This is a genomic window from Paraburkholderia phenazinium, from assembly GCF_900141745.1.
Taxonomy (GTDB): Bacteria; Pseudomonadota; Gammaproteobacteria; order Burkholderiales; family Burkholderiaceae; genus Paraburkholderia; species Paraburkholderia phenazinium_B.
Genome location: NZ_FSRM01000001.1, coordinates 1,712,050 through 1,738,482, shown reverse-complemented (window position 1 = coordinate 1,738,482; position 26,433 = coordinate 1,712,050). Strand labels below are relative to the sequence as shown.

Genomic DNA, 26,433 nt, shown 5'->3' with positions numbered 1-26,433 from the left:
GCATGACGAATCACACCGCAGACCCCTACGTCGCAACACCATCCCTGCCGGGTTGAGACGCCAGCCGCTCTCATGAACATCAGGCGCAAGTGCGACGTCGCATGCTTGCCCGATCAATTCCCCTTAGAATGCTTTCCTCGAAAGAGCACAGATGCATCGGGTGTACGCCCTGAACGTTGCACTTCAGGCCGTGCGCGAACCGAATCCAGCGGAGGAATAACGTGCCGGCGTACGACAGCAACAACAACATCACGTCGCAATATCGTCAACGTCCACCAAGGACGACACCATTCGCGAGCACCGCAGTGCGAATGGCCACGCGCATCGGCAAGCATTGCTTGCTAGTGTGCGCCGCAGCGGCACTTTTGACCGCCTGCGCAAGCCGGCCGCCCGCGGCCGCATTCGATCGTCCCGTCACACACGCACTGCCGACCACTACCACGACACCACTGAGCACCGCTCTCTCGCCCATCGAAAGCGCGCATCCTGACGAATCCGGCTTTCGCGTGCTGTCGAATGGAACCGAGGCGCTGCAGATGCGTATCGCCCTCGCCCGCGCGGCGACGAAGACGCTCGATATGCAGTACTACATCGCCAACGAAGACACTACCGGCAAGCTGCTCCTCGGCGCCGCGCTCTACGCCGCCGACCACGGCGTGCGCGTGCGCATGCTCGTCGACGATCTGAATTTCAAGGACATCGACGACGTAATGGCCGGACTGAATTCGCATCCCAACATCGAGGTGCGGGTCTTCAATCCGTTTGGCAGCACTCATCGCAGCGTGTTCGAGCGCACCACCAACCTGCTCACGAAGATCGACCAGTTCACGCGCCGCATGCACAACAAGGCGATGATCGCGGACAACCAGTTGGCGATCGTCGGCGGCCGCAATCTCGGCGACGAGTATTTCAGCGCGAGCACCACGCTGCAGTTCCGCGATCTCGACGTGCTCGCGGCAGGTCCGATCACCGCCGACGTGTCGGCCAGCTTCGACGAGTACTGGAACAGCTCCGGCGCCTATCCGCTGAAGGCGCTGAATCACCAGAACTTCTCGCCGCAGGAACTCGACGCGACACGCGATGCATTGCGCGCGCACTGGCGCACCAACGCCGATCCCTACAACGCGAAACCGCTGAATGCGACACCGCTCGCAACGCAGATCGCCGCGGACCAACTCGACCTCACGTGGGCGCCAGCGGAATTCAAGGCCGATACGCCGGGCAAGATCGATCAGCCGTCGCCCGACTACGTCAGCCCACCCATGCAACGTCTCGCCGATCTGATGAAGGAAGCCCAGAAGGAGTTTCTGGTGGTATCGCCGTACTTCGTACCGCACGATGCCGGGGTGGATGCACTCGCGCAACTCACGCAGCGCGGCATACGGGTCGCGGTCCTGACCAACTCGCTCGCCGCCACCGATGCGGTGGCCGTGCAAGCCGGCTACAGCCCCTACCGTGTGCCGCTACTGCAGCACGGCGTCGAGCTGTACGAATTCAAGCCTGACCAGCAAAGCACGGGGACGTCGGTGACAGGCTCGCGGTCACGCGCCAGCCTGCACGCGAAAACCTACGTGCTCGATCGCCAGATTCTGGTGATCGGCTCGATGAATCTCGATCCGCGCTCGGCGAATCTGAACACCGAACTGGCGCTCTTCATCCACAGTCCGGTGCTGGCGGGCCAGGTCGCCGCGCTGTTCGACCGTGCGACCGCGCCGGCGGTCAGCTATCGGGTCACGCTCGCCTCGAAGGCAGAACTTGCCGGAGTGAGCTACATTGGTTCGCCGCAGTCGCAACTCGAATGGACTGACGAGGAGAACGGCCAGCGGCACACCTACACCTCGGACCCGCAAGCAGGTTTGTACCGGAATGTGATGACGGGTCTATTCTTGTTATTGCCAGTCCAGGGGCAGCTTTGATGCACGCCTTGCAGCGCCGGCGCGCAGGGCATCCGAACCATGCAGTTATCCAGCTAATTGAGCTTTTCAGTTAAAGCGGAGTTGAACCATGACCGAAGACGTACGAATGGAGCGCGACACGTTCGGCGAGATTGCCGTGCCGAACGCGCAGCTATGGGGCGCGCAAACCCAGCGTTCGCTGCAGAATTTCCGCATCTCCACGGAGAAGCAATCGCCCGAGCTGATCACGGCGCTGGCCGTCATCAAGCGTGCGGCGGCCGAGGTCAATCTGGGCCTCGGCGTGCTCGACGAGAGCAAAGCGAAGGCCATTATGCAGGCCGCCGACGAAATCATCGAAGGCAAGCATCCGCACGAATTTCCGCTGGCGGTCTGGCAGACCGGCTCCGGCACGCAGACCAACATGAACCTCAACGAGGTGATCGCCAACCGCGCGAGCGAGCTGCTGGGCGGCGAGCGCGGCGAGGCGCGCAAGGTGCACCCGAACGACGACGTAAATCGCGGCCAGTCGTCTAACGACGTGTTTCCGACGGCCATGCATGTGGCGGCGGCGGTCGGCATCGTCAAGCATCTGGTGCCCGCGTTGAAAACGCTGCGTGCGACGCTCGACGGCAAGGCGAAAGCATTCGCCGGGATCGTCAAGATCGGCCGCACCCACTTGCAGGATGCGACGCCGCTCACGCTGGGTCAGGAATTCTCCGGTTATGTGGCGCAACTCGACCACGGCATTCGCCACGTCGAATCGGCGCTGCCGCATCTCTACGAACTCGCGCAGGGCGGCACTGCGGTCGGCACCGGCCTGAACGCGCATCCGCAGTTCGCCGACAAGGTTGCCGCGGCAATCGGCAAGCTAACCGGTGTGCCGTTCGTATCGGCGCCCAACAAGTTCGAGGTGATGGCCGCCGCCGACGCGCTGGTATTCGCGCACGGTGCGCTCAAGACCGTCGCGGCCAGCCTGATGAAGATCGCCAACGACGTGCGCTGGCTCGCGAGCGGCCCGCGTTGCGGTCTCGGCGAACTGTCGATTCCGGAAAACGAGCCCGGTAGCTCGATCATGCCGGGCAAGGTTAATCCGACCCAGTCCGAAGCGATGACCATGCTGTGCTGCCAGGTGTTCGGCAACGACGTCGCGGTGAATATGGGCGGCGCGAGCGGCAACTTCGAACTGAACGTGTTCCGTCCGATGATTGCGCACAATGTGCTGCAGTCGATCCGCCTGCTCGCCGACGGCGCGCACAGCTTCAACGACAACTGCGCGGTCGGCATCGAGCCGAATCGCGAGCGCATCGACACGCTGCTCAACGAATCGCTGATGCTGGTGACGGCGCTCAATCCGCACATCGGCTACGACAAGGCGGCCAAGATCGCGAAGAAGGCGCACAAGGAAGGCACGACGCTCAGGGCCTCGGCACTGGCGCTTGGATTTGTCACCGAACAGCAGTTCGACGAGTGGGTAAAACCGAACGATATGGTCGGCAATACGCCGGCTTGAGGTCGTGAGGTCAGGCCGCGTTCAGGCCTGACTGGAACCGGGTTTCGTGCTGAACGAAGCCCGGCTCAGGCCACCGCGAGACAGATGCAAAAAGCGCCGTGCCGGTTTTCAGAACCGACACGGCGCATTTGTTCGTTGCCGTTTAAATCTTGCCCTGCGCCACTTCGTCCGGCTTCAGTTCGACGATCGCGTCGAGCGCCTCTTTCACGTCCAGCGCGTACTTGGCCAGACGCTTCTGCTCCTCGTTTTCCGCCAGATAGGCCGGCACCGGAACCGGGTGGCCATTCTCGTTGACCGCCACCATCACGACCAGACAATCGGTGGTCTGCATCAGTTCGCCGCCCTTCGGATCCCCCGCCTGCACTGATACGTGGATGTGCATGCTGGTGCGCCCCGTGTGAACCACGCGCGCGCGCAGTTCGACCAGATTGCCGACGAGAATCGGCCGGCGGAAGCGGATATTGCCGACGCTGACCGTCACGCAATAACGTCCGGACCAGACCGCGGCACACGCGTAGGCGGTTTCGTCGATCCATTTCATCAGTGCACCGCCGTGCACCTTGCCGCCGAAGTTGACCGAGGTGGGCTCGGCGAGAAAGCGGAAGGTAGTTTCCGAACGGTCCAGCGGCGCAGCAACAGGGGTGCTCATCTTGACTCCGGGCAAACGAATGTTTCTAAAGGAGCCGATTATACGAGCGCAATTTTGACTGTGTGACGCGGCGAGGGTCGGTAACTATGTTTTGCCACAGACAAAAGGGTCTGCTTGCGAGATGCGGCGCAGCATTTTTCCCGGATTGATCGTTACAGGAGGAAGTCAGCGGACGCCACAAAGTCAAGTCGATTTCCGCCAAAATGGCGTTCTCCGCCGACACGATGTTTCATTTGTGATAAGAAATTCCTTCATCGATCGTGCCGTACATATCGATGCTGCCCGAACCCGCGCCCGACGATGCCGCGCCACCCTGCGCACAGGCGGCGCACAAAAGCACGGTAACGGCGATGGCAAGCAGGAGCTTCATGACGGCGCTTTTCTCGAAGTCGGGCTTTGATTCTAGCCTGGCTCGGCGAAGCCGCGCACAAACGCCCCGGCAGGCTGGCGAGTGCAAGCTGCATTCGACGCTTCACGCCAGGCCGAAACATCGAATGCAGCCTCCCGCTATAGTGAAGACGTTGGCGAACGCTCGCCTGCGCCGTACCGGGAGATTCACATGACTGCCCAGCTTTCCGACGAACAGAATCACTTTCCAGGCCTCAGCCGGATCGGCGCGCTGCTCGCCGATCCCGGCCGCGCCGCCATGCTATGGGCGCTGATGGACGGCAGTGCGCGCCCGGCCGGCGAATTGACGATGGTGGCCGGTCTTTCGCCGTCGGCCGCCAGCGCGCATCTTGCCCGCCTCACCGAGGGCGGTCTGCTGACCGTCGAGGTACGCGGGCGACATCGCTACTTCCGGATTGCCTCACCCGACATCGCCGCCTCCATCGAAGCGCTTGCCAACGTGGCACAGGCGAGCGCACCGCTGCGCATGACACCGCGTCCGGCCCGCACGGTCCCCGTCGACATGCGTTACGCACGCACCTGCTACGACCACATGGCGGGCGAACTGTCCGTGCAACTGTTCGAGCGGATGCTGAGCCACGACCTCCTGACCCTGCACGGCAATACGCTCGACGCCACCACCAGGGGGGCGGCTCAACTCGCCCGCTGGGGTATCGACGTCACCGGCCAGCGCAGCCGCCGCCGACGTTTCGCCTGCACCTGCCCGGACTGGAGCGAGCGGCGCCCACACCTCGGTGGCGCACTCGGCGCGGCCTTACTCGATGCCTGGTCGACGCACGGCTGGGTGGAGCGCACCGAGCGGCCGCGCATCCTTCGGATCACACCGGCTGGTCACCAGCACTTCAACGAGTTCCTGACGAACTGAGCGCCGCCCGGCCAGGTGCGGTCGGGTCATAGGCGCCGTTTCCGGTACAACCGGACCGGCAGGATTTTTTGTTACACGGCAGGTAAGGAGGCTTACAAATGCGGACGCCTTGAAACATGCCACAACGCTAAAGTTCTTTCACGGATGCAACCACCGAGTGTCCGTTAGAGAGACAACATGAAAACGATCAGCACCGAACAACGTACAACGCGCCGCGTCACCGTTTATACCCGCGGTTATACGCTGATAGCAGCCGCAGTCTTGACGCTCGTAGCCCAGACCGTCCTCGCCCAGGAAGCCCCTCCTCCTCCCGAAAACGCGCCTGGCGCGGCCCAGAGCACCGGCAATACCGATCCGCCGGGCCGCGTCGCCCGCCTGAACTATACCTCCGGTGCCGTGACGACCGAGCCTGCCGGCGCCACCGACTGGTCCTACGCGCAGATCAACCGCCCGCTCACCACCGGCGACCAGCTCTGGGACGACCAGAACGCACGCGCGGAAATGCACATCGGCTCGACCGCGGTGCGACTCGGCGATTCGACCAGCCTCGATATCCTCAATCTCGACGACTCCAACGCGCAGCTGAAAGTCGCGCAGGGCACGCTGTCGACCCGCGTGCGGGAACTGGCGCCGGGCTCAACGTATGAGATCGATACGCCGAATCTCGCGCTCGGCATCACCGCTCCCGGCGACTACCGTGTCGACGTCGCGCCCGACGGCAGCAGCACGACCGTCACCGTGCGCGGCGGCGCCGCCACTGTGTATGGCGACAACGGTCAGGTGCAGATCGCCGCCGGCCAGCAGATCCGCTTTGCCGGTACCGCGCTGCAGCAGGTGGCGGACACCGGCGCGCCGGGGCTCGACGGCTTCGATCAGTGGGCCGCCAGTCGCGATGCCGAAGAAGACCGCTCGGTGTCGGCTCGCTACGTCTCGCGCGACGTGCCCGGTTATGAGGATCTCGATGCCAACGGCACATGGCGCAGCAGCCCGCAGTACGGCGAGGTGTGGACGCCAAATGCAGTGCCGGCCGGCTGGGCGCCTTATCACGACGGCCATTGGGTCTGGCAGGCGCCGTGGGGCTGGACCTGGGTCGACGACGCGCCGTGGGGCTTCGCGCCGTACCACTACGGCCGTTGGGCCTACGTCGACGACTCGTGGGCGTGGGTGCCCGGCCCGGTCGTCGTCGATGCGCCGCCGGTGTATGCGCCGGCGCTGGTCGGCTTCGTCGGCGGGGGCGGCGGTTCGTTCGACTGGGGCGTGAGTCTGGCGGTCGGCGGTGTGGCCGCGGCGGGCGTCGCATGGTTCCCGCTCGGTCCCGGTGAGGCTTGGCATCCGCGTGGAGGCGGCTGGAGTCCCGGCTACTACAACCGCGTGAACAACTACAACCATGTGAACGTCACGAACATCAATAACGTGACGAACATCAACAACATTCACAACACCTACATCAACTACCGTGCACCGGGCGGTGTCACGGCCGTGCCGGCGACTGCCTTTGTGCATGGCCAGCCGACTGGCCGGTTTGCGCAGAAGGTCGATCCGGCGCAGTGGCGCAACGCGCAGATCAACCCGGGCAGCCCGGGGATCGCGCCGGTACGTCAGAGCTTCGGCTCCGGCATGCGTAACGCCAACTACCGGCCGCCCGCAGCTGTGACGGCACGCCCGGTGGTAGCCACGCGCAGCCCGGCCGTACCGGCCGCCTATCGCGACACGCTCGCGCAACGTTTCGCGCAAGGCGGCGGCCAGGTGCCTGGCGCCGGCGCGCCGGTCGTGCGCACTTCGGTGCCGGCGCATTTTGCTGGCGCTGCGGCACACGGCGCACCCGCCGCGGCGGCGGCCATGCAGAACGTCCGGGTGGTGCAGGCCAATTCGCCGCGGATGGCTGCGGGTGCTGCGCCGCGCGTCCCGGAGGGCGGCGCGCCGCGACCGGGTGAGCCTGCAGCGAACGGCGCACGTCCGTTTGCTGGCGGTCCGAATCCGGCGAACGGTGGACAAGCGCCGCACGGCGCGCCTGAGCAGGCTCGGGCCGGCGCTCCGGGTACACCGGGGGGGCCTGCCCAGTTGGCAAATGAACGTCCGCAGCCGAACAATGGCGTGCCGCGCCCGCCGCAGGCTGCCGGTGTCAATCCAAACGGCTTCGGGCAGCACGGCGCAGGCGGCCCGGTAACGGCTCAACAGGCCACGGCCGAGGGTCGTCACGAACCCGCGTGGACGCAGCCGCATACGCCGATGGCACAGCAGGCCCAACAGGCGCAGGCGCACGGCGCACCGCAGCAGGAGGCGGGCCGTCAGCCGTTCACACCGCAAGGCGAAGCGCCGAACCGGCAGCAGCCGGGCGCCATCGCCGTGCAGCAGGGTGAGCAGCAGCACGGCGTGCCGCATCCGGGCGAAAATCCGGCGATGGCTGCTCGCGCGCCTGAACCGGCCGGACGGGAACCGCACGCACCGGCGGCAGGTGTGCAAGCGCAGCCGCAACAGCAGGCGCGCGCCGCAGAGAATCATCCGCAGGAGGCTCCGCAGCCGCGCGCAGCGGAATTTCATCCGCCGGTGGCTCAACAGGCTCCTCGAGAAGAGCCCCGCCCGCAGCCTCAAGCGCAAGCTCAGCCTCGTCAGGAATATCACCCGCAACAAGCCCAGCAGGCACCGCGCGAAGAGCCTCGTCCGCAGCCGCAAGCACAACCGCGTCAGGAATATCATCCGCAACAGGCCCAGCAGGCGCCACGCCAGGAACCGCGCCCACAACCGGCACCGCGCCAGGAGCCTCGCCCGCAGCAGGCACAGCAACCGCGTCCCGAACCGCGTCCGGCGCAGCAGGCTCAGCGGCCTCAGCCGCATCCCGAGCAGCATTCCAATAACGGCGGCCACGAGGAGCATCGCAAGGGCTAACGACAGGAATGGATCTGAACCAGACTAGCGAGCGGAATTAATCGGACGCTCGGTAGTAAACGCACTAACGCTATTCATCACCTTTAAACCCGCGGTCCCGCCGCCGCAAAACAAAAAGCCCACGCAGGATTATTTCTGCGTGGGCTTTTTATTACCGCAGCGCGCCGCCAAAGCAGTGCGCCGTGAGAATCAAACTGCCATTGGCGCGGTCAACGGCTCGTGATGTCGATAACCAACCAGCGAGAAATCCGCCGGCTCGATCTTCTCGAGCGACTCGGGTTCGTACACCCCGGTTTCAGCATAGTCCGGCACGCGCTCGTCAATCGCCAGTTGCGGGCTCTCATAAGGCTCGCGCGCGAGTTGTCGCTGCAGCATATCGAGCTGGTTTTCGTAGATATGCGCGTCGCCGATGAAGTACGTGAACCAGCGCGGCGTATAGCCCGTCAACCGTCCGACCAGATGCAGCAGGGCTGCACCCTCGGTCAGATTGAACGGCGTGCCAAGACCCACATCGTTACTGCGGATGTACAGGCACAGCGAGATTTCGCGGCGCGCCGCATTGGGCAGGAACTGGTACAGCAAATGGCACGCCGGCAGCGCGATTTCTTCGAGCACGGCGGGATTCCAGCCGTGAAACAGAATGCGCCGGTCGGCCGGGTTCTGCATGATCGTGTCGAGGCACTGCCGTAACTGGTCAATTGCCTTGTACAGCAGCACCTTGCGGCCGCCGTCTTCCTCGAACTCGGTGACGACCCGGTAGCCGCGCCCGGTCGCATCCGCTATCCGTTCGCTTGCCGATGCGTCCAGCACCTTGTATGCGGGCCATTTGCGCCATTGCACGCCATAGACGTCGCCCAGGTCGTCAGGACCTTCACGATACGGATTAGCCAGCCATTGGGGATTCTGATTGGCGTTCGCGTCCCACACCTTGCAGCCGAGATCGCGAAAGTCCGCGGCGCTGCGCGAAGCGCGCAGGAACCCGACCAGCTCGCCAATCGCCGATTTAAACGCCAGTTTTTTGGTGGTGACGGCGGGGAAACCCTGCTGGAGGTCGAAGCGCAGCATCGCGCCCGGCATGCTGATGGTGCGGATGCCGGTGCGGTTCTCCTGCCACGTGCCGGTATCGAGAATCGAGCGGACGAGGTCGAGGTATTGTTTCATTCGGGTTCCTTCGGCCCGGCGCCGGGCGCCTGGGAGTTTTTACGTCAAAACCCGATTCTAGCAAGCGAAGCCGGCTCACGTCCCGCTGAAGTCCGTCGAGGTCCGGCTCAGGTCCCGCCCGGTCAGATATGCGGCACCGAGGCCGGCTCGCCATGCGGCACGATCGGCTCGCCTTCCATATGACGCATCCCGTGCGCGCACAGCAGGCGGTACAGCGTCACCCGCGAGATACCCAGTTCCTGCGCCGCATCGCCAAGGCGGCCTCGGTGACGCAGCAACGCCAGTTCGATAGCCTGACGCTCCGCCGCTTCGCGCGCCTGCGCAAGCGACACCGGCACGATCTCCACATACTCCGCGAGTTCGAGATCGCGTGCCGTGATCGCGCGCCCTTCCGACATGACGATGGCACGCCGCACCCGGTTGATCAGTTCGCGCACATTGCCCGGCCAGCTGTAGTTGTGCAGCGCTGCGATCGCATCGGGCGCGAAGCCGCGCAAACGGCGGCTTGCATCCTTTTTGAAGCGGTCCAGCATGTGCCGCGCAAGTAGTTCGATATCCTTACCACGTGCACGCAACGGCGGTTCGTCGATTTGCAGTACGCACAGACGGTGGTACAGGTCCGAGCGGAAACGTCCTTCGATCATCGCCGCGTTCATATCGACGTGAGTCGCCGAGATGATGCGCACATCGACGTCGATCGCGCCATGGCCGCCGAGGCGCTCCACCTTGCGCTCCTGCAGAAAGCGCAGCAGGCTCGCCTGGCTTTCGAGCGGCAGGTCGCCGATTTCATCGAGAAACAGGGTGCCGCCGTTCGCCGCTTCGACCCGGCCGATCTTGCGTTGATTGGCCCCCGTAAAGGCGCCACGCTCATAGCCGAACAGTTCGGACTGCAGCAGATGCGGAGGAATTGCGCCGCAGTTGATCGGCACGAACGGCGCGCCGCGGCGCGACGAACGCTCATGGATCGCCACTGCCGTCAGTTCCTTGCCGGTACCGGATTCACCCGAGATAAACACCGGAGCATCGGTCATCGCGACCTTGCGGATGGAGCGGAACAGCGCAAGCATGGCATCGCACGAACCGACCATTTCGCCTTCCGTGCCGCTCGGCGTGCCATCGTTTGAAGCGGGTTCGCCAAGCGAGATCATGCCGTAGGCGTGGCCTACCGAGTCGACAATCCTGTCGCCCGAATAAGGCACCGTCACGTAATCGAAACAGTAGTCGCGCACCAGCCGGCGCAGCGCTGCGTCCTGCAATTGACCGGGCATGGTTGCGGCGACCCAGCCCACGTTCGGCATCGTCAGGCACGATTCGAACGCAGCAATCTCGTGCTGCTGGAAATGACTCGACAGGTCAAGCAAACCGCCCGCTGCCATTCCGGCGCGAACGGCACGGCGCACGTCGCGCGCCGAACCGACGACTTCGACGTTCCAGCCCCGTTGGTGAAACCTGGTATTCAATTCCGCGCTAGGGTCACGCGAAACGTAAATCAGTTGCCGCGTTGCGGGTTCCATTATTCAGATCCTCTCGTCAACGAACGTTAAGGATGACGGCACGCGCCTGAACTTGTTTCAGACACATTGACTCAGCTCGGGATTCGCACGTAGCAAATACCGAACGGCCATTCCATTCCGTGCGGACAGCTGATCCCCGAAAAGCGGCGTGTGTGATTGAGACGGCCCAGCTTCAGGCTTTTTTTAAATGTGACTCTGTTTTCGAGAGCTTACTATACGCGCGCCGCTTCGAAAACAAATATGCGAATTTAATCGCGCCCTCTACCGCCCAGCAAGGCTGGACGGGCATTCCACAAGTCTGAACATTTTGAATAAAACGTTTCCAGACTGGTTGGCTACGTATCTACCCTGAGCCTTTGGGTACGGGCCTCAAATGCGAATTATCGGTATTTCCTGCCGCCCGTTTCAGGGCTGAAACATTTTTGCCTCCTTTTTGCCTGGTGGCTCTGCACGCCCTGCCCTGCACCCAATCGCATCAACGGGTTGAGCCTCATGGCACATGTTTCGCTAAAAGTCTCGCACCAAGGAGACACATCATGCGACTCGCTTTCCGCATCGACTTGCGCCACTTCCAGCAGCCCGCAGCAATATGCGCCGCGCTGCTACTCACAGCGCTGCCCCCAGGCGTCAATGCACAGGAACCCATCACCGCCAGTTCTCCCGATACCGGATCCGTCACCCTCGCGAGCGTGACGCCCGCAGCGGTGGCGGCCCCGGATACCGCGGTGAGCGACACGGCAGATACCGCAACTGCCTCGACCAATACCTCGGCAACTACCTCCGCAGCTACCTCAGCAACTACCGCGACCGATCCCTCAGCCAACACCGCGAATACCGCTGCACCCGTTAGCGATCTCGCAGGCGACCCGCTGAGCATCCCGGCCGCCGCGACCACGGCCAATGATCTGGCGCTGGACGATCAGGCGTTGTCGCAACAACGCGGCGGTTTCGGCGGGATGCTGATGGTGGCTGCGACGCCACAGCTGATGCATGGCAACGCCAGCGGCGGCAACCACGTGACGCTGTGGGACGAAATCGCCCCGCCGTCGCCGATGCCGATTCCCGTCGACGTAGCCCGCTCGGCCCAGGGCAACGTCACGACCTATCAGCGCAACTAGTTGAGCGACGTGCGTCCGCACCCCGCCAGCAAGGAACCGACATGAACGCCTCAACCCAGATGACCCGCCAGCACCGCCCCGGCAACTCCCGCACCGCGCTCGTCTGCGTGCTGGTGAGCGGCCTCGCGGCCGGCGCCGCGATTCCGGCCGCAGCGCAGGTAGCGGACGCTCCGGGCAACCTGATCATCCAGAGCACGGTCACGCCGCGCGATGCGTTCGTGCCAGTGCCGAAGGCGGACGACCCGATCGCTGTGCAGGTCCAGACGTTCCCGACCGGCGCCTTCGATTCGGCGATGGGCGCGATGGTGAGCGACACCGATCTGACCCGGGCGCACGGCACTTCCGGCGTCACCGGTGGCAGCTTCATGCCGGCGCTGGTCGGCTCCAACGGGATCGAACATCTGCTCGCCGGCAACGGCACGGTTGCCGGCAGCGGCATCCCGGTGGGAGCCGGCGCCAGCCTCGGTGGCATCGGCGGAATCGGCGGCTCGATTGCACAAACGGTCACTGGCGCGCTTGCACCGCTCGGCGCAGCAATGGGAGCAATGAAATGAAAGCGACGCGCACCCCGTTCATGAACACGTTGCCGTCACGCCAGCCCCTGTTGCGTCCAGCGATCGCCCTCGTGCTGTTCGGCTGCGTCAGCTGTGCCGCTCAGGCGCAAGGGGTGCCGACCCAGTTGAGCGATCTGCAGTCGCTGATCGGCAGCGGTGTGGCGAACGGCGCCACAGGCGTCGTAGCGATCAACGAGGCCGCGGGTCTCGACAACGCGCAAGCCAATCAGGGCGTGATGACGGGCGGACAGGTGCCGCTCAATCTGATCAGCAGCTCGCAGAGCGCGTCGACGAATGCGAAGACGACGGCAGCGCGCAGCGATATCGGTAGTAACGCATTTTCAAACACCTCTGGCCTTATCGAAGTGAATCAGTCGGCGGGTGTAGGGAATCTTCAGCGGAACAGCGCCTTGATCGGTGCTGCTCCGGTTGAAGGGGAGATCGTAGCGGATGGGGTGCTATCCGCCACGACCGCCAAAAACGGCGGTTCGGTTGGTTCTGCTCAAAACCACGACGCGCGCGAGGTATCCATCGGTGCGGATGCGCTCAAGAACGTCAGTGGAATCGTCCAGATCAACCAGGCAGCCGGTACAGGCAATGTCAGTTCAAACAGTTTTGTGCTCCGTCCCCCGGCGGGCACCTTTTTCTAACGAGCCACACCCTTTATCGGAGCGTCATCATGAAGCGCACTCTCATTGCAGCGGCTGTTCTGTCGACGTTGGCAGCCAGCTCGGCCTACGCAGAATGCACGGCCGGCTGCGACCCGGCTGAGCTGTTTACCGCAACCGACATCTATACCGACATCGGCGAATTCGGCTTCATCCAGCTGCGCGGCCGCGTCGACGTCAACAGCAGCTCGGGCGCCACCGTCAACAACACGCAGAACGTCAGCATCTCCGGCGTGAACATGAAGACACCGCCGCAAAGCTACACCTCCGGCCACGTGACGACCTCCATCGACACGTCGAATACCTGGAACAACGCCAGCGGCGGCGGCAGCGGCTGGGGCGCCAGCCAGTCATACAACGCTAGCGCTTACCAGTACAACAAGACCAACACGCAGACGAAGACGGCCTCGTCGAGCGCCGGGTTTGTTGCTGGCGGCGGCTTCGCAACGGGTATCGCAGCGGGTTATCAGGGCTACAACTACGCGAACACGCATGCTTCTGCAAACGGCTTCCTCGCAGCCGGCCTGATCGCCGGTATCGGCGGTGGCGGCGGCGTGATCGTCGGCGGACTGGCAGCAGGCTTTGCCGCGGCGCTCAACACGCACGTCTCGGACAACTACGGCGGCGGCTTCGCCGGCGCAGCAGCGGGCTACGGCGTCGCCTACGGCGGCTACGCAGCCAACAGCATGAGCACGGCTACGCAGACCTACAGCGGCAGCGGCAGCAGGGAATCCGCCAGCGTGTCGGAAGGCAGCCACGCTTATGGCTGGACGCATAACTACTCCGACAACGCCGGCAACATCTCGGTAACGGGCAGCGTGACCCAGCACATCAACACCGAAACACCGACGGAAATGTCGGCTGGCATCGGCAACAACGCGCTGCAAACGACGAGCGGCAACGTCGGCGTCAACATCGCAACCGGTGTCGACAACGCGCAGTCCAACGACGCCGCGCTGTCGAACATGGATGTGGGTCCGGTATTCGGCACCGCGCAGATCTACTCGACGCAGGCATCGGGCGGTTCGGCCAAGGTAGGCGACTTCAACTTCGTCTCCTCCGTCGGTGCCGGCGCGCTCGCAGATGCAACCGGCAACATTGGCGTGAACGTGGCATCGGGTCTGGGCAACGTGCAGAACAACAGCCTCGCAGCTTCGGCCACGACGACCAGCGCCAGCAACCACTGGGGCAGCGGCGGCGAAGCGATCGCCAGCGACCAGAACTGCCAGACCGCAGACGCCATGGTCAACGGCCAGTTCACCGGCTCGGCCACGCTCGGCGCCGGCGCTCTCGCCAACGCAACAGGCAACATCGGCGTGAACATCGCGTCGGGGGTAGGCAACCTGCAACACAACGGCCTCGCAGTCGCCAGCGTGTCGCACTAGTAACAAGAGCATCAACGCAGGAAGACAACGGTCAGCCTTCGGGCTGGCCGACTGTCTCCGCAGGGGGAATGACCATGTTCGGGGTGAGCAGGGTAACGCATTGTCTCTTTCTGGCATTGTTCGCCGGACTTGGGCTGTCACAGCCGGGTCACGCCCAGAGTGCGCTCAACATGTATGCCGCCGCGGGTGTGCCGTTCGACATGAACGTGCATTCGATCCGCGATCTCCGCTACAACCACATCGTCTCCCAGCGCTACGACTATAGCTGCGGCTCCGCTGCGCTCGCTACATTGCTGAAGTTCGGCTACGGCATCGACATTCCGGAGACCGAAATGATCCGCCGCATGATGGTTTTCTCGAAACCAGAAGTGGTGGTGAAAAACGGCTTCTCGATGCTCGACATGAAGAAGTTCGTCGAAACGATCGGCCTGCGTGGCCGCGGCTTCCGGGTTGCTCCCGAAGCGCTTTACCACCTGCAGATTCCCGTGATCGTGCTGATGAACAGCGACGGCTACGAACACTTCGTGATCGTCAAGCACGCGGAAGATGGCCGCATCTTTGTGGCCGACCCTGCACTGGGCAACCGCATCGTCATGGAAAGCGACTTCGTCTCGAAGTGGAACGGCCTCGTATTCGCGGTCGTCGGCAAGCCATTTATGGAGGATTCTCCGCTCTTGCAAGGCAACGAGTCGCTCGCGCTCAAACTGCGCGAACGTGCGCTGGAAGACGGTACGGCAGCGACTCCCTTTGTTGAATATGGGCTGATCAAGGCAGAGTTGTTCTGACTCGTCATGGAACGAAACCTAATCACTATCGGCTGCGCGTTGTGTTTCGCAACGTGTGGTCTTGCGTCCGTCGCCCAGGCTGCCGAGGCGACGGCCCCCTTTATCGTTGAAGACACCGCCGCCGTCAATCTGCAACCTGTCGACGACGACGTCCTCGCCTCGCAAAGCGGCAAAGGCATCGGTGGCGACGTCATCTCCGGCGTCGTCGTGAATCTGCTGTCGCAGTGGAATCTGCCGAACGGCACCACCGCCCTCGCGCAGGGCGCACTCTCGATCGTGACCAACGCGCTTAACCAGACGAACGTCCAGGTCAGCTCGAACGCGGTCGTCATCGGACCGAACACCTCCGCAGGCAGTGGGGCCAATCCCAACGCGAGCGCCACGGGCGGTCAAAACGTCACGGTCAACGGCGTCTCGCAGATCACCCAGGTTGCCGGCAACGGCAACAACAGCGCCAACCAGGCGGTGATCGACTTCAACTCGCCGGCAAGCACCCTGTCTACCGGCACGTTTAACAACCAGACCTCAGCCTCCGCGAGCAACGCGAGTGGCTCCGTGAAAGCCGGCGTCACGTTCGGCAACGGCGCCATGTCGATCGCACTGCAAACGCCGGCGGGCATCGCCACGCAAACCATCGCGCCGGGTACTTCACAACAGGCCGGCATGATCTCCCAACTACTCAAGATTGCAGGCAATAACCAGCAAGTCGCCAACGCGCTGCAACTGCATTTGCAGACGCAACAGATGTCGGCGTCGATGCTCCGCCAGCTCGGCGTACTACAAGCACTGCAAAACACAGTGAGGAGATAAAAACGGGCCGCCACCCGATAAAAACGTAGGAAAACGAAGTATCAGAACGGCCGCGCGAAGCACATGGAGATATGCGACGCGCAGTCAGAATACCGGGGGAGCACAAAATGATGAGATTCTCAACGACCGGGACACCGCGCGTGATGTTAGCGGCCATCCCTGCGGCGGTCATGCTGTTTGCACTTTCACAGGGCGCCCACGCCCAGGCGCTCGCAGACCAATCGGTCGAAGACCGGCTGAACACGTTGATGCGGGTGATCAGCGAACAGCAGAAGCAGATCAATTCGCTCGAACAACAGGTCACGAACCTCGAGATGTCGCAGCGCGGCCGGGGCCTGCCGGGGGCCGGTGCGTCGGCCGACGGCAGCATCGCCGCCGGCCAGCAGCCGGGCGCAGATGGGCTGCCGGCGCCGCTGCCGCCGCTCGCCCAGATCAACCCCGAGTCGAGTGCACCTGGCAGCGGTACGGGCACCGCGACCGGCGTACCGGTCAATCCGCCGGTGCCGGATAGCGGCAACAGCAACGGCGGCGGCCTGCCGCCTGCGACCGATGGCACAGGCGCGGTCGGCCAGACCCAGAAAGCCGCGGAGCCGGTGCGCACGCAATCGGAAGACGCCGTAGTGCAGAGCCAGCAGCACACGCCGCTGTTCGACCACAAGCTGACCTTCGACTGGGGCATCAGCGATACCTACTACGATCGCCGCCAGTTGCAACTCTCGGGCTTCCTCGCGCTCGATGCGATCTTCCTCGGCAACATCAACCTGGGCGAGACCAAATCACACCAGGTGATGGCGGACCTCGACACCCGCTACGGCCTCAGCGACCGGCTGAGCGTCGATCTCGACGTGCCGTATATCTACCGGCACAGCAACTTCATCGTCGGCGGCGCCGGCGGTGCAGCGAGCACGCTCTCGGACGCGTCGGCCAATTCGAGTGACATCGGCGACGTCAACTTCGGTGTGTACTACGAGTTTCTTAAGGAAACCAACAGCCTGCCGGACCTGGTAGGTAGCCTGCGCATCAAGGCGCCGACCGGTTCGTCGCCGTTCGGCATCAAGCTGCAGCAGGTCGATGCCGACAACACGAACCTCGTCGCCCCGAGCAAGCTGCCTACCGGCACCGGCTTCTGGAACGTCACAGCGGGGCTGTCCGTCCTAAAGACCTATGACCCGGTCGTGCTGTTCGGCAGTCTTTCGTACACCTACAACATCGCGCGTTCGTTCTCGGACATCTCTTCGGTCATCGGCCAGACCGAGCCGGCGACGGTCAAGATCGGCGACGTGGTGCAGTTCGGCGGCGGCGCCGCGCTGGCCTTCTCGGACAAGGACTCGGCCAGCGTGTCGTACACGATGGCATTGGAGCCGGAGTCAGAGACCAGGGCGCCTGGCGGCTCCTATTCGAAGGTGCCGGGCAGCGAAACGACCGCTGCCGCGCTGACTTTCGGCCTGAATCACGTAGTGAACAAGCACCTGACGATCAATGGTTCGGTCTCCGTGGGGCTCACGCCCGACACACCGAATTTCGTGATCGGCGTGCGCTTTCCCTACACTTTTTGACGTGCCAACGATACGAGGTTGATCGTGCGCGAATCATCCCATCTGACCAGTGTTGCACCGCCCTCAGGCACGCATCTTTCTCTGGCACGGCCGACGGAAGTTGCTGCGGTACGGCCGCAGGAAATCTCCGCGGGACTTCCACAGGAGCTGCCTGTGGGCCGGCCGAAGGAAGCTGCCATCGGACGGCCGCGAGACGCCTGCGCCGCGGCTCAGGCGGTACCGAAAGGCCCCTACGCGCAGACCGGGCGGACCCTGCTCTACGTCGCACGCACGCCTGACGAGACGCTCACCGCCCATCTGCGAAGCCGTGGCTGGAACGTCATGGCCGCGCGTTCGGCGCACGAGGTGAGCCGCCTCATCAAGCACGACGTCGTCTGTGCGGGGATCGTCGATCTGGCGAGCTTCGCGCCGCGCGACCTGGGCGGCCTCGAAGCGAGCTTACGTCAGCAACAGATCGGCTGGATTGCGCTGTCCACCTCCGAACGTCTGACCGATCCTGAAGTACGGCGCCTGATCCGCCATTACTGTTTCGACTACGTCAAGATGCCAGTCGCCAACGCAACGATCGATTACCTCGTCAGTCACGCGTTCGGAATGGTGACACTGTGCGATCCCGACATGATGGAGAGCACCCCGGCCAGCGACGAAGACGAAATGGTTGGCACCTGCGAAGCCATGCAGCATCTGTTTCGCACCATCCGCAAGGTCGCCAACACCGACGCCAGCGTGTTCATCTCCGGCGAATCGGGCACCGGCAAGGAGCTCACCGCGCTGGCCATCCACGAACGCTCGCGCCGCCGCAAGGCGCCTTTCATCGCCATCAACTGCGGCGCGATTCCGCATCATCTGTTGCAGTCCGAACTATTCGGCTACGAACGCGGCGCCTTCACCGGCGCCAACCAGCGCAAGATCGGACGGGTCGAAGAAGCGGACGGCGGGACGTTGCTGCTGGACGAAATCGGCGATCTGCCGATGGAAAGCCAGGCGAGCCTGCTGCGTTTCCTGCAGGAGGGCAAGATCGAGCGGCTGGGTGGCCGCGATTCGATTCCCGTCGACGTGCGGATCATCTCGGCGACTCACATCGACCTTGAAACCGCGATGCGCGACGGGCGCTTCCGCGCCGACCTGTTTCACCGGCTGTGCGTGCTGCGCATCGACGAGCCGCCGCTGCGCGCCCGCGGCAAGGACATCGAAATCCTCGCCCATCACATCATGCACAAGTTCAAGACCGACAGCGCGCGCAAGATCCGCGGTTTTGCGCCCTCGGCGATCGAGGCCATGTACACCTACAACTGGCCCGGTAACGTGCGCGAAATGATCAATCGCGTGCGCCGCGCTATCGTCATGGCGGAGAACAAGCTGATCTCGGCCGAAGACCTGGATCTGGCCCACTTCACCGCGCAGGAAAGCGTGACCCTTGCGCAGGCTCGCGAATCGGCCGAGAAGCGCGCGATCGAAGCCGCGCTGTTGCGTCATCGGCATCGTCTGAACGAGGCGGCGGTAGATCTGGGCGTGTCGCGTGCGACGCTGTCGCGCCTGCTGGATACGCATGGCATGCGCGACGCGGTCGGTGCAGAGGACGAGGTGTTGCCGGCCGAAGGCGCCCGCGCGGCCGAGTGAAGGTCCGCCGCGCACGCCGCCGCGCCCCGGCGCACGGCGTTGTCGCTGGGGTGGCGTGGGCGTCAGGTAGAATCGGAGCGGTTACGTTCCCTTCTCCAATCGATGACGACGCTCACCCTGATCGTCGCTCGCGCCCGCAATGGCGTGATCGGCCGCGACAACCAGCTACCCTGGCGCCTGCCCGAGGATCTTGCGTTCTTCAAGCGCACGACCATGGGCGCCCCCATCATCATGGGCCGCAAGACCCATGAATCGATCGGCAGGCCGCTGCCCGGCAGGCGCAATATCGTCGTCTCGCGCGATGCGGGCCGCCGCTTCGCAGGATGCGATACGGCCACCAATCTCGACGATGCGCTCAAACTCGCGGCCCAGGACCAGGCACCGGAAGCGTTCCTGATCGGCGGCGCCGAACTCTACAAAGAGGGGCTGCGCCACGCCGACAAGCTGATCATCACGGAAATCTCAATCGACTTCGACGGCGACGCGCATTTTGCCGCGCTCGATCCGGAGGAATGGGAAGAAGTAGCCCATGAGACGCACCGCGCTCACGCGCCAAACGAATTCGACTATGCGTTCGTGACGTACCGCCGCACGGATGTGGCAGCGGGAGAGCAGCCGCCGCAGGCGTAATCGCGCGGAGGGGCAGGCATAAAAAAACGCCAGAGAAGCTGTCTTCTCTGGCGTTTCTGTCTGTGGCGGCCCTACTGACTGCGTGCCGGCTTACTGCCCGGCAATCGTCATCCGCTCGATCAGCACCGAGCCGGTCTGCTTGGTGCCGCGCACGAGCGTGTCCGCGCCAATCGCGACGATATGGTGGAACATCTCCTGCAGCGTGCTCGCCACCGTGATCTCTTCCACCGGATACTGGATCTTGCCGTTTTCGACCCAGAAGCCCGACGCGCCGCGCGAATAGTCGCCGGTCACGTAGTTGACGCCCTGCCCCATCAGCTCGGTCAGCAGCAGGCCGGTGCCGAGCTTCTTCAGCATGGCCTCGAAATCGTCCTCGGGACGCGTCTTCGAGCTGAGCAGCTTCAGGTTATGCGAGCCGCCCGCGTTGCCGGTGGTCTTCATGCCGAGCTTGCGCGCCGAGTAGGTGGACAGGAAGTAGCCTTCCACCACGCCGTCTTTCACCACTGAGCGCTGCTTCGTACGCACGCCTTCTTCGTCGAACGGCGCGCTGCCCATGGCGCGGGCCACGTGCGGGTCTTCGACCACCTGCACGTGCGGCGCGAACACCGGCTTGCCGAGACTGTCGACGAGGAACGAGGTCTTGCGATACAGCGCACCGCCGCTCACCGCCTGCACGAACGCACCGAGGATGCCTGCCGCGAGCGGCGCTTCGAACAGCACCGGCACCTTGCGGGTGTCGAGGCCGCGCGCACCGATGCGCGCCAGCGCCCGCTGCGCGGCGTAACGTCCGATGGCTTCCGGATCGGCCAGATCTGCCGCGTTGCGTTGCGAGGTGTACCAGTCGTCGCGCTGCATGTTGCGCCCGCTGCCGGCGATCGGCGCACACGCCACGTAATGACGCGAATACGGATAGCCGGCGAGGAAACCGCGCGAGGTGGCGAGCACGAACTGCGAGTGCTGCGCCGAGACGCTTGCGCCTTCCGAATTGCGGATCTGCGGGTCAGTGGCGAACGCTGCGTCTTCGGAGCGGCGGGCGATCTCGACCGCTTCGTCGGCGGTGAGATTCCACGGATGATACAGATCGAGGTCACGCGGCGCGGTTTCGAGCAGTTCGGCCTCGGCGAGGCCCGCGCAGTCGTCTTCCGCCGTGAAACGGGCGATGTTGTAAGCGGCTGCAACCGTATCCTTCAACGCCTGCGAAGAAAAGTCCGAGGTGCTCGCGTTGCCGCGCTTGTTGCCGATAAACACCGTCACGCCGACCATCTTGTCGCGGTTGTGTTCGATCGTCTCGACCTCGCCACGCCGCACGGAGACGGACAGGCCGTCGCCTTCGGAGATTTCAGTCGCGGCGTCGGTGCCGCCGAGCGACTTTGCGTGACGCAGGATGTCCGAGGCGATTTCCTTCAGCTCATCCTGGGTATGCGGGAAAAAGCGCTGTCTGACGTCCATGTCTGCTGCCATATTCGTTGCCGTCCTTCGTTGCGTCCTGGTCGGGGCCGGGAGCGGCCCTCCGGTGTGTTCTCAAGTACGTCGCTACGTATCCCGCGATCATAGCAAGGTCCGCGCGAGCGTACCTGGCATTCGCCGACGTCTTGCGTCACTGGCAAGAGGCGCGGACCGGCGGCGCCACTGGCGTGACCGCGGGATTCGACGGCACGGCACGCTACAATAACGGTATGACACGTAAAACCCGCATTCAACCGATGGAACCCGCCGCCGAGCCAGAGATCGACGAGAACGGGTATGACCGTCCCAGCAAATCCCAGCTCAAGCGCGAAATGCACGCGCTGCAGGAGCTGGGCGAGGCGCTGATCGCGCTGCCGAAAGATGCGTTGAAGCGCATGCCGATGCCCGAAAAGCTCGACGACGCCGTGCGCGAAGCCCGCCGCATCACCGATCACGAAGGCAAACGCCGCCAGGTCCAGTACGTCGGCCGGGTGATGCGCTCGCTGCTCGAGGACGAGACGGCCGCGCTGCGCACCGCGCTGGATTCGTACAACGGCATCAACAAGGCCGAGACGGCGCGTCTGCACTGGATCGAGCGCACCCGCGAAAAGCTGCTCGCCGACGACACCGCGCTGACCGACTTCATCCGCCAGCACCCCGCCGCCGACCCGCAGGAAGGCCGCACGCTGATCCGCAACGCCCGTAAGGAAGCGCAGCAGAGCAAGCCGCCGCGCTATTTCCGCGAGCTGTTCCAGTGGATCAAGAATGCGGACGGCCCGGAAGCGGCCGAGGACGATGAGCACGAAGGGCACGGCGCCCCGGACGACGACGATGACGAAGATCGCGCGTAATCATCCCGATGAGATCGTGATCGGGCTGGTTTCGATCAGCGACCGGGCGAGCACGGGTGTCTATGAAGACAAAGGGATTCCGTCCTTGCAGGAATGGCTCGGCGCGGCGCTGAGCTCGCCGTGGCAGGCCGTCACCCGGCTGATCCAGGACGATGCGCAGACGATTTCCGCCACGCTGATCGAGCTGGTAGACAAGGCCGGTTGCGATCTGGTGCTGACCACGGGCGGCACCGGGCCGTCGCGGCGCGATGTGACGCCGGAAGCAACGCTGGCGGTGGGCACAAAAGAAATGCCGGGATTCGGCGAGCAGATGCGACAGATCAGCCTGAATTTCGTGCCGACGGCCATTTTGTCGCGCCAGGTGGCGGTGATCCGCGAAACGCCGACGCACGCGGCACTGATCGTCAATCTGCCGGGTCAACCGAAATCGATCCGGGAAACGCTGGAAGGGTTGCGCGACGAGGCAGGAGCGGTGAAGGTGCCGGGGATTTTTGCGGCCGTGCCGTACTGTATCGACCTGATCGGCGGCCCGTACGTGGAAACCAACGCGGCCATTGTGAAAGCCTTCCGGCCGAAAAACGCGATCCGGGCGCCGCGTCAGGCGTGAGCGACGCGCCGGATTGTCGCTTCGATTACTGTTCCGCCACCGGCGCGCTCGCCGCCGGGATCAGAAAGTGCTCGCGGTAGTACTTGAGCTCGTCGATCGATTCGTGGATATCGGCCAGCGCCGTATGCATTGCACGCTTCTGGAAGCCCTTGTAGATGGCCGGTTGCCAGCGGCGGCACAGTTCCTTGAGCGTACTCACGTCGAGATTGCGGTAATGGAAGAAGCGCTCCAGATCCGGCATCCAGCGCGCCATGAAGCGGCGGTCCTGGCAGATGGAATTGCCACACATCGGCGACTTGCCCGGTGGGACGTACTGGCCGAGAAATTCGCGGATCTGCTCGGTGGCTTCCGCTTCGCCGACGCTCGAAGCGCGCACCCGGTCGATCAGCCCCGAACGGCCGTGTGTGTTCTGGTTCCACTGATCCATCCTGGCGAGCGTTTCGTCGCTTTGGTGGATGGCGAGGACAGGCCCTTCCACCACTCTGTCGAGCGTCGAGTTGGTCACCACGACGGCGATCTCGATGATGCGGTCGGTGTCGGGCTCGAGCCCGGTCATTTCCATGTCCAGCCAGATCAGGTTCATGTCGCTGCGCACGAGCGACGGCCCGTCAGCGGATTCGAGGATGTCAGTCATGGAGGCAACCCTGGTGAATAGCGCCGCGCGCCCCCTTGGGACGGCCCTGTGCGCCGTTGAAACAGTTCGATTTAGCGTGACCCCGCCAGCCGGCGGGAAGAAACATATAATTCTCGCATAGATACCACGGATTCCCCGGATGCCTACTCTGTACTTCACCGTTCTGTTCGCCGTCGCCGTAGTGGCGATGGTCGGCACCAAGCTCTGGCTCGCGTCGCGGCAAATCCGCTTCGTCGCAGCGCATCGCGGGCAGGTGCCCGGCCAGTTTGCGGGCACCATCGCCCTGACCGCGCATCAACGTGCGGCCGATTACACCGTCGAGCGCACGCGGCTGACGATGATCGAGATTGTCGTCGGCGCGGCCGTGCTGATCGGACTCACGCTGCTGGGCGGCGTGCAGGCGCTCGATCTGGCGATTTCGGACTGGCTTGGCCGCGGCTACGTCGGGCAGATCGCGCTGATCGCGGCGGTCATTGCGATTACCGGCGTGATCGACCTGCCGTTCGACTACTACCGGCAGTTCGTCATCGAAGAGCGCTTCGGTTTTAACCGCATGGGCAAGGGCATTTTCTTCGCCGACCGCATCAAGGGCCTGCTGCTCGGCGCGGCCTTCGGCCTGCCGCTGCTGTTTGTCGTGTTGTGGCTGATGAACCAGGCCGGCAGCCTGTGGTGGCTATGGACCTGGGTCGTTTGGGTGGTGTTCCAGCTGCTCGTGCTGGTGCTGTATCCGTCGTTCATCGCGCCGCTCTTCAACAAGTTCGAGCCGCTCAAGGACGAAGCCCTGGTGAGCCGGATCGAATCGCTGATGAAGCGTTGCGGGTTCGCCGCCAAGGGACTGTTCGTGATGGACGGCAGCCGCCGTTCCGCGCACGGCAATGCGTATTTCACGGGCTTCGGCGCGGCCAAGCGCATCGTGTTCTTCGACACGCTGCTCGCACGCCTGTCGGGCAGCGAGATCGAAGCCGTGCTCGCGCATGAGCTCGGTCACTTCAAGCGCCGCCATGTCATCAAGCGGATGGTGGTGATATTCGCGCTCAGCCTCGTGATGCTCGCGCTGCTGGGCTGGCTGATGCAGTGCGTCTGGTTCTATGAGGGGCTCGGCGTGCGGCCATCGCTGCTGGGTGGGAACAGCGGGCTCGCGCTGGTGCTGTTCTTCCTTGCGCTGCCGGTGTTCCTGTTCTTCGTGACGCCGCTCGGCAGTCTCAGTTCGCGCAAGCACGAATTCGAAGCCGATGCGTTCGCCGCCACCCAGACTGACGCACAGGATCTCGTCAACGCGCTCGTCAAGCTCTACGAGGACAACGCGTCGACCCTCACCCCCGACCCGCTCTACACCGCGTTCTATTATTCGCATCCGCCAGCATCGCAGCGGATCGACCGCCTGCTGCGGCACGCATGACCGCCCGTCCCCAGAAAGCGGCGCGCCTGCCGTCCACGACGCGGGTGGGCGGCCTCGTCATTGCGGCCCATGGCAGGCACTACCTGGTGGCGCCGGAAGACGGCGGCGCGATGCTGCAGTGTTTTCCACGCGGCAAGCGCAGCGAGGTAGCGGTCGGCGATCGAGTCATCTATGAGCCGACTTCGGCGGATCAGGGCGTGATCGTCGAGATAGCCGAGCGGCGCAATCTGCTGTATCGCTCGGACCAGTACAAATCGAAACTGTTCGCGGCGAACCTCGATCAGTTGCTGATCGTGCTCGCCACCGAGCCGCACTTCAGCGAAGACCTGCTCGGCCGCGCCCTGGTGGCGGCAGAGGCGAACGAACTGAAGCCGCTGATCGTGTTGAACAAGACCGACGTCGAGGCCGAGTTGCCGGGCGCGCGAAAGCGGCTCGCGCGCTACCAGGCGCTTGGCTATACCGTCGTGGAACTGTCGATCAAGACCCAGCCGGAGGCCGCACACGCCACGCTCGAGGAACATCTGCACGGCCACGCCACGCTGCTGCTCGGCCAGTCGGGAATGGGCAAGTCCACGCTGGTCAACCTCGTGGTGCCTAATGCGGAAGTAGCGACTCGCGAGATCTCCACCGCTTTGAACAGCGGCCGCCATACGACCACTTTCACACGGCTTTACCCGCTGCCGGACGGCGGCGCGCTAATCGATTCGCCAGGGTTTCAGGAATTCGGTCTGCACCACCTGACCGAGGGCAAGCTTGAGAGGGCGTTCCCTGAGTTCAGGCCGCTGCTGCCCAACTGCCGCTTCTACAACTGCCATCATCTGCAGGAGCCGGGCTGTGCGATTCTCGAAGCGGTCGCCGATGGACGGATTGCGCCGGCACGGCATGCGTTGTATGCGCAGCTGGTCCACGAGGCGAGCCAGATCGTTCGCTGAGCCTTTTGCAATGCTTTTGTGATGCTTTTGTGCGTGGGCGGTCGGTTGCCTGGCGCAACTGGCGCGCTGCCCTTCCTGATCTCCCGATCTCCATCAACCCGTCTTATTTAGACTCCACCGGTCGACACTCATGATGAAACTGATGCGCGCGCCGAATCTGCTGATCGGACAGCATTGGATCAATGTGCTGGCGACCGCGGGCATTGCCTGTGAACTGCACAACCGCTACCTGAACGGCGCGCTTGGGGAAATTCCAGCGGATCAGTGCGCGCCGGAGTTGTGGCTCGTCGACGAACGCGACGAGATGATGGCCCGCAAGCTTATCGAGGTGGCCGCGCATGGACCCAGCGCGGGTTCGCCGTCATGGCGTTGCGCTCAATGCGGCGAGACGCTCGAGGCGCAGTTCACGGTTTGCTGGCAATGCGGGACCGCGCGCAATCCGCTGGACGGGTGACGGCGCGAAGCGATGGCGTGGGTAGCTCAGTTGGCCAAAACAATTTGAGGCCGGGGTCACCGGCCTCAATCGAGATACTGCTCACGCATGTGGCAT

The 26,433-nt window shown here is 63.8% G+C and carries 24 protein-coding genes; 18 read left to right on the top strand and 6 right to left on the bottom strand.

Features of this window, described 5'->3' with window-relative positions; translation table 11 throughout:
- Positions 1-311: 311 nt before the first annotated feature.
- Positions 312-1,916 carry a phospholipase D family protein gene (locus BUS06_RS08100; RefSeq protein ID WP_083611366.1) on the top strand — a complete coding sequence of 535 codons (1,605 nt, stop codon included), beginning with the start codon at positions 312-314 and terminating at the stop codon, positions 1,914-1,916.
- 88 nt (positions 1,917-2,004) lie between these two features.
- Positions 2,005-3,405, top strand: coding sequence for a class II fumarate hydratase (gene fumC, locus BUS06_RS08095; RefSeq protein WP_074263807.1), 1,401 nt, complete (start codon positions 2,005-2,007; stop codon positions 3,403-3,405).
- Between the two features lie 142 nt (positions 3,406-3,547).
- On the opposite strand, the gene BUS06_RS08090 is transcribed toward fumC, so the two are convergent.
- Positions 3,548-4,054 (bottom strand): acyl-CoA thioesterase, encoded by a 507-nt coding sequence (locus BUS06_RS08090; RefSeq protein WP_074263806.1) that lies wholly within the window; start codon positions 4,052-4,054, stop codon positions 3,548-3,550.
- Between the two features lie 229 nt (positions 4,055-4,283).
- Positions 4,284-4,424: a hypothetical protein gene (locus BUS06_RS37780; RefSeq protein ID WP_167379375.1), complete on the bottom strand. Its 141-nt coding sequence runs from the start codon at positions 4,422-4,424 to the stop codon at positions 4,284-4,286.
- 189 nt (positions 4,425-4,613) lie between these two features.
- Between BUS06_RS37780 and BUS06_RS08085 the strand changes: the two genes are divergently transcribed.
- Both BUS06_RS08085 and BUS06_RS08080 read left to right on the top strand, forming a co-directional pair.
- A complete protein-coding gene (locus tag BUS06_RS08085; RefSeq protein ID WP_074265965.1) occupies positions 4,614-5,327 on the top strand; it encodes an ArsR/SmtB family transcription factor in 714 nt (237 codons plus the stop codon).
- 177 nt (positions 5,328-5,504) lie between these two features.
- Entirely contained in the window at positions 5,505-8,213 is a 2,709-nt protein-coding gene (locus tag BUS06_RS08080) for a DUF6600 domain-containing protein (protein WP_074263805.1), read from the top strand.
- Between the two features lie 189 nt (positions 8,214-8,402).
- Here the strand turns inward: BUS06_RS08080 and BUS06_RS08075 are convergent, their stop codons facing one another.
- Entirely contained in the window at positions 8,403-9,374 is a 972-nt protein-coding gene (locus BUS06_RS08075; RefSeq protein ID WP_074263804.1) for a thymidylate synthase, read from the bottom strand.
- 122 nt (positions 9,375-9,496) lie between these two features.
- Entirely contained in the window at positions 9,497-10,888 is a 1,392-nt protein-coding gene (locus BUS06_RS08070) for a sigma-54 dependent transcriptional regulator (protein ID WP_074263803.1), read from the bottom strand.
- Between the two features lie 536 nt (positions 10,889-11,424).
- On the opposite strand from BUS06_RS08070, the gene BUS06_RS08065 reads away from it, so the two are divergent.
- The 9 genes from BUS06_RS08065 (at position 11,425) to BUS06_RS08025 (ending at position 20,014) form a co-directional block, all read left to right on the top strand.
- Complete coding sequence (locus tag BUS06_RS08065) at positions 11,425-12,006, top strand: hypothetical protein (RefSeq protein ID WP_074263802.1); 582 nt, start codon at positions 11,425-11,427, stop codon at positions 12,004-12,006.
- Between the two features lie 41 nt (positions 12,007-12,047).
- Positions 12,048-12,560 (top strand): hypothetical protein, encoded by a 513-nt coding sequence (locus BUS06_RS08060; protein WP_083611365.1) that lies wholly within the window; start codon positions 12,048-12,050, stop codon positions 12,558-12,560.
- Complete coding sequence (locus BUS06_RS08055; RefSeq protein WP_254368784.1) at positions 12,557-13,210, top strand: hypothetical protein; 654 nt, start codon at positions 12,557-12,559, stop codon at positions 13,208-13,210. Before BUS06_RS08060 ends, BUS06_RS08055 begins: the two co-directional genes overlap by 4 nt.
- A 29-nt stretch (positions 13,211-13,239) precedes the next feature.
- The gene (locus tag BUS06_RS08050) at positions 13,240-14,613 is read left to right on the top strand and encodes a hypothetical protein (protein ID WP_074263801.1); all 1,374 of its coding nucleotides are present in this window, start codon (positions 13,240-13,242) and stop codon (positions 14,611-14,613) included.
- Between the two features lie 170 nt (positions 14,614-14,783).
- Positions 14,784-15,398, top strand: coding sequence for a C39 family peptidase (locus BUS06_RS08045; RefSeq protein WP_254368888.1), 615 nt, complete (start codon positions 14,784-14,786; stop codon positions 15,396-15,398).
- A gap of 6 nt (positions 15,399-15,404) precedes the next feature.
- Positions 15,405-16,208: a peptidase C39 gene (locus tag BUS06_RS08040; RefSeq protein ID WP_074263800.1), complete on the top strand. Its 804-nt coding sequence runs from the start codon at positions 15,405-15,407 to the stop codon at positions 16,206-16,208.
- A gap of 107 nt (positions 16,209-16,315) precedes the next feature.
- On the top strand, positions 16,316-17,764 hold the full coding sequence (locus BUS06_RS08035) for a hypothetical protein (protein WP_074263799.1): 1,449 nt from the start codon (positions 16,316-16,318) through the stop codon (positions 17,762-17,764).
- A 24-nt stretch (positions 17,765-17,788) separates the two neighbouring features.
- Positions 17,789-19,384 (top strand): sigma-54 dependent transcriptional regulator, encoded by a 1,596-nt coding sequence (locus tag BUS06_RS08030; protein ID WP_074265961.1) that lies wholly within the window; start codon positions 17,789-17,791, stop codon positions 19,382-19,384.
- Positions 19,385-19,486: 102 nt separating this feature from the next.
- Entirely contained in the window at positions 19,487-20,014 is a 528-nt protein-coding gene (locus tag BUS06_RS08025; RefSeq protein WP_074263798.1) for a dihydrofolate reductase, read from the top strand.
- A gap of 90 nt (positions 20,015-20,104) precedes the next feature.
- Here the strand turns inward: BUS06_RS08025 and pmbA are convergent, their stop codons facing one another.
- Complete coding sequence (gene pmbA, locus BUS06_RS08020; RefSeq protein WP_074263797.1) at positions 20,105-21,475, bottom strand: metalloprotease PmbA; 1,371 nt, start codon at positions 21,473-21,475, stop codon at positions 20,105-20,107.
- Positions 21,476-21,690: 215 nt separating this feature from the next.
- Between pmbA and yjgA the strand changes: the two genes are divergently transcribed.
- Together yjgA and mog are read left to right on the top strand one after the other, a co-directional pair.
- The gene (gene yjgA / locus BUS06_RS08015; RefSeq protein WP_074265960.1) at positions 21,691-22,311 is read left to right on the top strand and encodes a ribosome biogenesis factor YjgA; all 621 of its coding nucleotides are present in this window, start codon (positions 21,691-21,693) and stop codon (positions 22,309-22,311) included.
- Positions 22,292-22,918 carry a molybdopterin adenylyltransferase gene (gene mog, locus BUS06_RS08010; RefSeq protein ID WP_074263796.1) on the top strand — a complete coding sequence of 209 codons (627 nt, stop codon included), beginning with the start codon at positions 22,292-22,294 and terminating at the stop codon, positions 22,916-22,918. The genes yjgA and mog overlap by 20 nt, the downstream gene beginning before the upstream one ends.
- Before the next feature lie 25 nt (positions 22,919-22,943).
- Here mog and orn read toward each other — a convergent pair whose 3' ends face one another.
- Positions 22,944-23,552, bottom strand: a complete 609-nt coding sequence (gene orn, locus BUS06_RS08005) for an oligoribonuclease (RefSeq protein ID WP_074263795.1) — start codon at positions 23,550-23,552, stop codon at positions 22,944-22,946.
- A gap of 139 nt (positions 23,553-23,691) precedes the next feature.
- Between orn and BUS06_RS08000 the strand changes: the two genes are divergently transcribed.
- The 3 genes from BUS06_RS08000 (at position 23,692) to BUS06_RS07990 (ending at position 26,337) form a co-directional block, all read left to right on the top strand.
- A complete protein-coding gene (locus tag BUS06_RS08000) occupies positions 23,692-24,951 on the top strand; it encodes a M48 family metallopeptidase (RefSeq protein WP_074263794.1) in 1,260 nt (419 codons plus the stop codon).
- Positions 24,948-25,883 carry a ribosome small subunit-dependent GTPase A gene (gene rsgA, locus BUS06_RS07995; RefSeq protein ID WP_074263793.1) on the top strand — a complete coding sequence of 312 codons (936 nt, stop codon included), beginning with the start codon at positions 24,948-24,950 and terminating at the stop codon, positions 25,881-25,883. Before BUS06_RS08000 ends, rsgA begins: the two co-directional genes overlap by 4 nt.
- 133 nt (positions 25,884-26,016) lie before the next feature.
- Positions 26,017-26,337, top strand: a complete 321-nt coding sequence (locus BUS06_RS07990; RefSeq protein WP_074263792.1) for a putative signal transducing protein — start codon at positions 26,017-26,019, stop codon at positions 26,335-26,337.
- Positions 26,338-26,433 lie beyond the last annotated feature (96 nt).

Excerpts from the sequence above, each read along its gene's own strand:
- BUS06_RS08100 (WP_083611366.1), top strand. The coding sequence starts at position 312 with ATGGCCACGCGCATCGGCAAGCATTGCTTGCTAGTGTGCGCCGCAGCG.
- fumC (WP_074263807.1), top strand. The coding sequence starts at position 2,005 with ATGACCGAAGACGTACGAATGGAGCGCGACACGTTCGGCGAGATTGCC.
- BUS06_RS08090 (WP_074263806.1), bottom strand. The coding sequence starts at position 4,054 with ATGAGCACCCCTGTTGCTGCGCCGCTGGACCGTTCGGAAACTACCTTC.
- BUS06_RS37780 (WP_167379375.1), bottom strand. The coding sequence starts at position 4,424 with ATGAAGCTCCTGCTTGCCATCGCCGTTACCGTGCTTTTGTGCGCCGCC.
- BUS06_RS08085 (WP_074265965.1), top strand. The coding sequence starts at position 4,614 with ATGACTGCCCAGCTTTCCGACGAACAGAATCACTTTCCAGGCCTCAGC.
- BUS06_RS08080 (WP_074263805.1), top strand. The coding sequence starts at position 5,505 with ATGAAAACGATCAGCACCGAACAACGTACAACGCGCCGCGTCACCGTT.
- BUS06_RS08075 (WP_074263804.1), bottom strand. The coding sequence starts at position 9,374 with ATGAAACAATACCTCGACCTCGTCCGCTCGATTCTCGATACCGGCACG.
- BUS06_RS08070 (WP_074263803.1), bottom strand. The coding sequence starts at position 10,888 with ATGGAACCCGCAACGCGGCAACTGATTTACGTTTCGCGTGACCCTAGC.
- BUS06_RS08065 (WP_074263802.1), top strand. The coding sequence starts at position 11,425 with ATGCGACTCGCTTTCCGCATCGACTTGCGCCACTTCCAGCAGCCCGCA.
- BUS06_RS08060 (WP_083611365.1), top strand. The coding sequence starts at position 12,048 with ATGAACGCCTCAACCCAGATGACCCGCCAGCACCGCCCCGGCAACTCC.
- BUS06_RS08055 (WP_254368784.1), top strand. The coding sequence starts at position 12,557 with ATGAAAGCGACGCGCACCCCGTTCATGAACACGTTGCCGTCACGCCAG.
- BUS06_RS08050 (WP_074263801.1), top strand. The coding sequence starts at position 13,240 with ATGAAGCGCACTCTCATTGCAGCGGCTGTTCTGTCGACGTTGGCAGCC.
- BUS06_RS08045 (WP_254368888.1), top strand. The coding sequence starts at position 14,784 with ATGTATGCCGCCGCGGGTGTGCCGTTCGACATGAACGTGCATTCGATC.
- BUS06_RS08040 (WP_074263800.1), top strand. The coding sequence starts at position 15,405 with ATGGAACGAAACCTAATCACTATCGGCTGCGCGTTGTGTTTCGCAACG.
- BUS06_RS08035 (WP_074263799.1), top strand. The coding sequence starts at position 16,316 with ATGATGAGATTCTCAACGACCGGGACACCGCGCGTGATGTTAGCGGCC.
- BUS06_RS08025 (WP_074263798.1), top strand. The coding sequence starts at position 19,487 with ATGACGACGCTCACCCTGATCGTCGCTCGCGCCCGCAATGGCGTGATC.
- pmbA (WP_074263797.1), bottom strand. The coding sequence starts at position 21,475 with ATGGCAGCAGACATGGACGTCAGACAGCGCTTTTTCCCGCATACCCAG.
- yjgA (WP_074265960.1), top strand. The coding sequence starts at position 21,691 with ATGACACGTAAAACCCGCATTCAACCGATGGAACCCGCCGCCGAGCCA.
- mog (WP_074263796.1), top strand. The coding sequence starts at position 22,292 with ATGACGAAGATCGCGCGTAATCATCCCGATGAGATCGTGATCGGGCTG.
- orn (WP_074263795.1), bottom strand. The coding sequence starts at position 23,552 with ATGACTGACATCCTCGAATCCGCTGACGGGCCGTCGCTCGTGCGCAGC.
- BUS06_RS08000 (WP_074263794.1), top strand. The coding sequence starts at position 23,692 with ATGCCTACTCTGTACTTCACCGTTCTGTTCGCCGTCGCCGTAGTGGCG.
- rsgA (WP_074263793.1), top strand. The coding sequence starts at position 24,948 with ATGACCGCCCGTCCCCAGAAAGCGGCGCGCCTGCCGTCCACGACGCGG.
- BUS06_RS07990 (WP_074263792.1), top strand. The coding sequence starts at position 26,017 with ATGAAACTGATGCGCGCGCCGAATCTGCTGATCGGACAGCATTGGATC.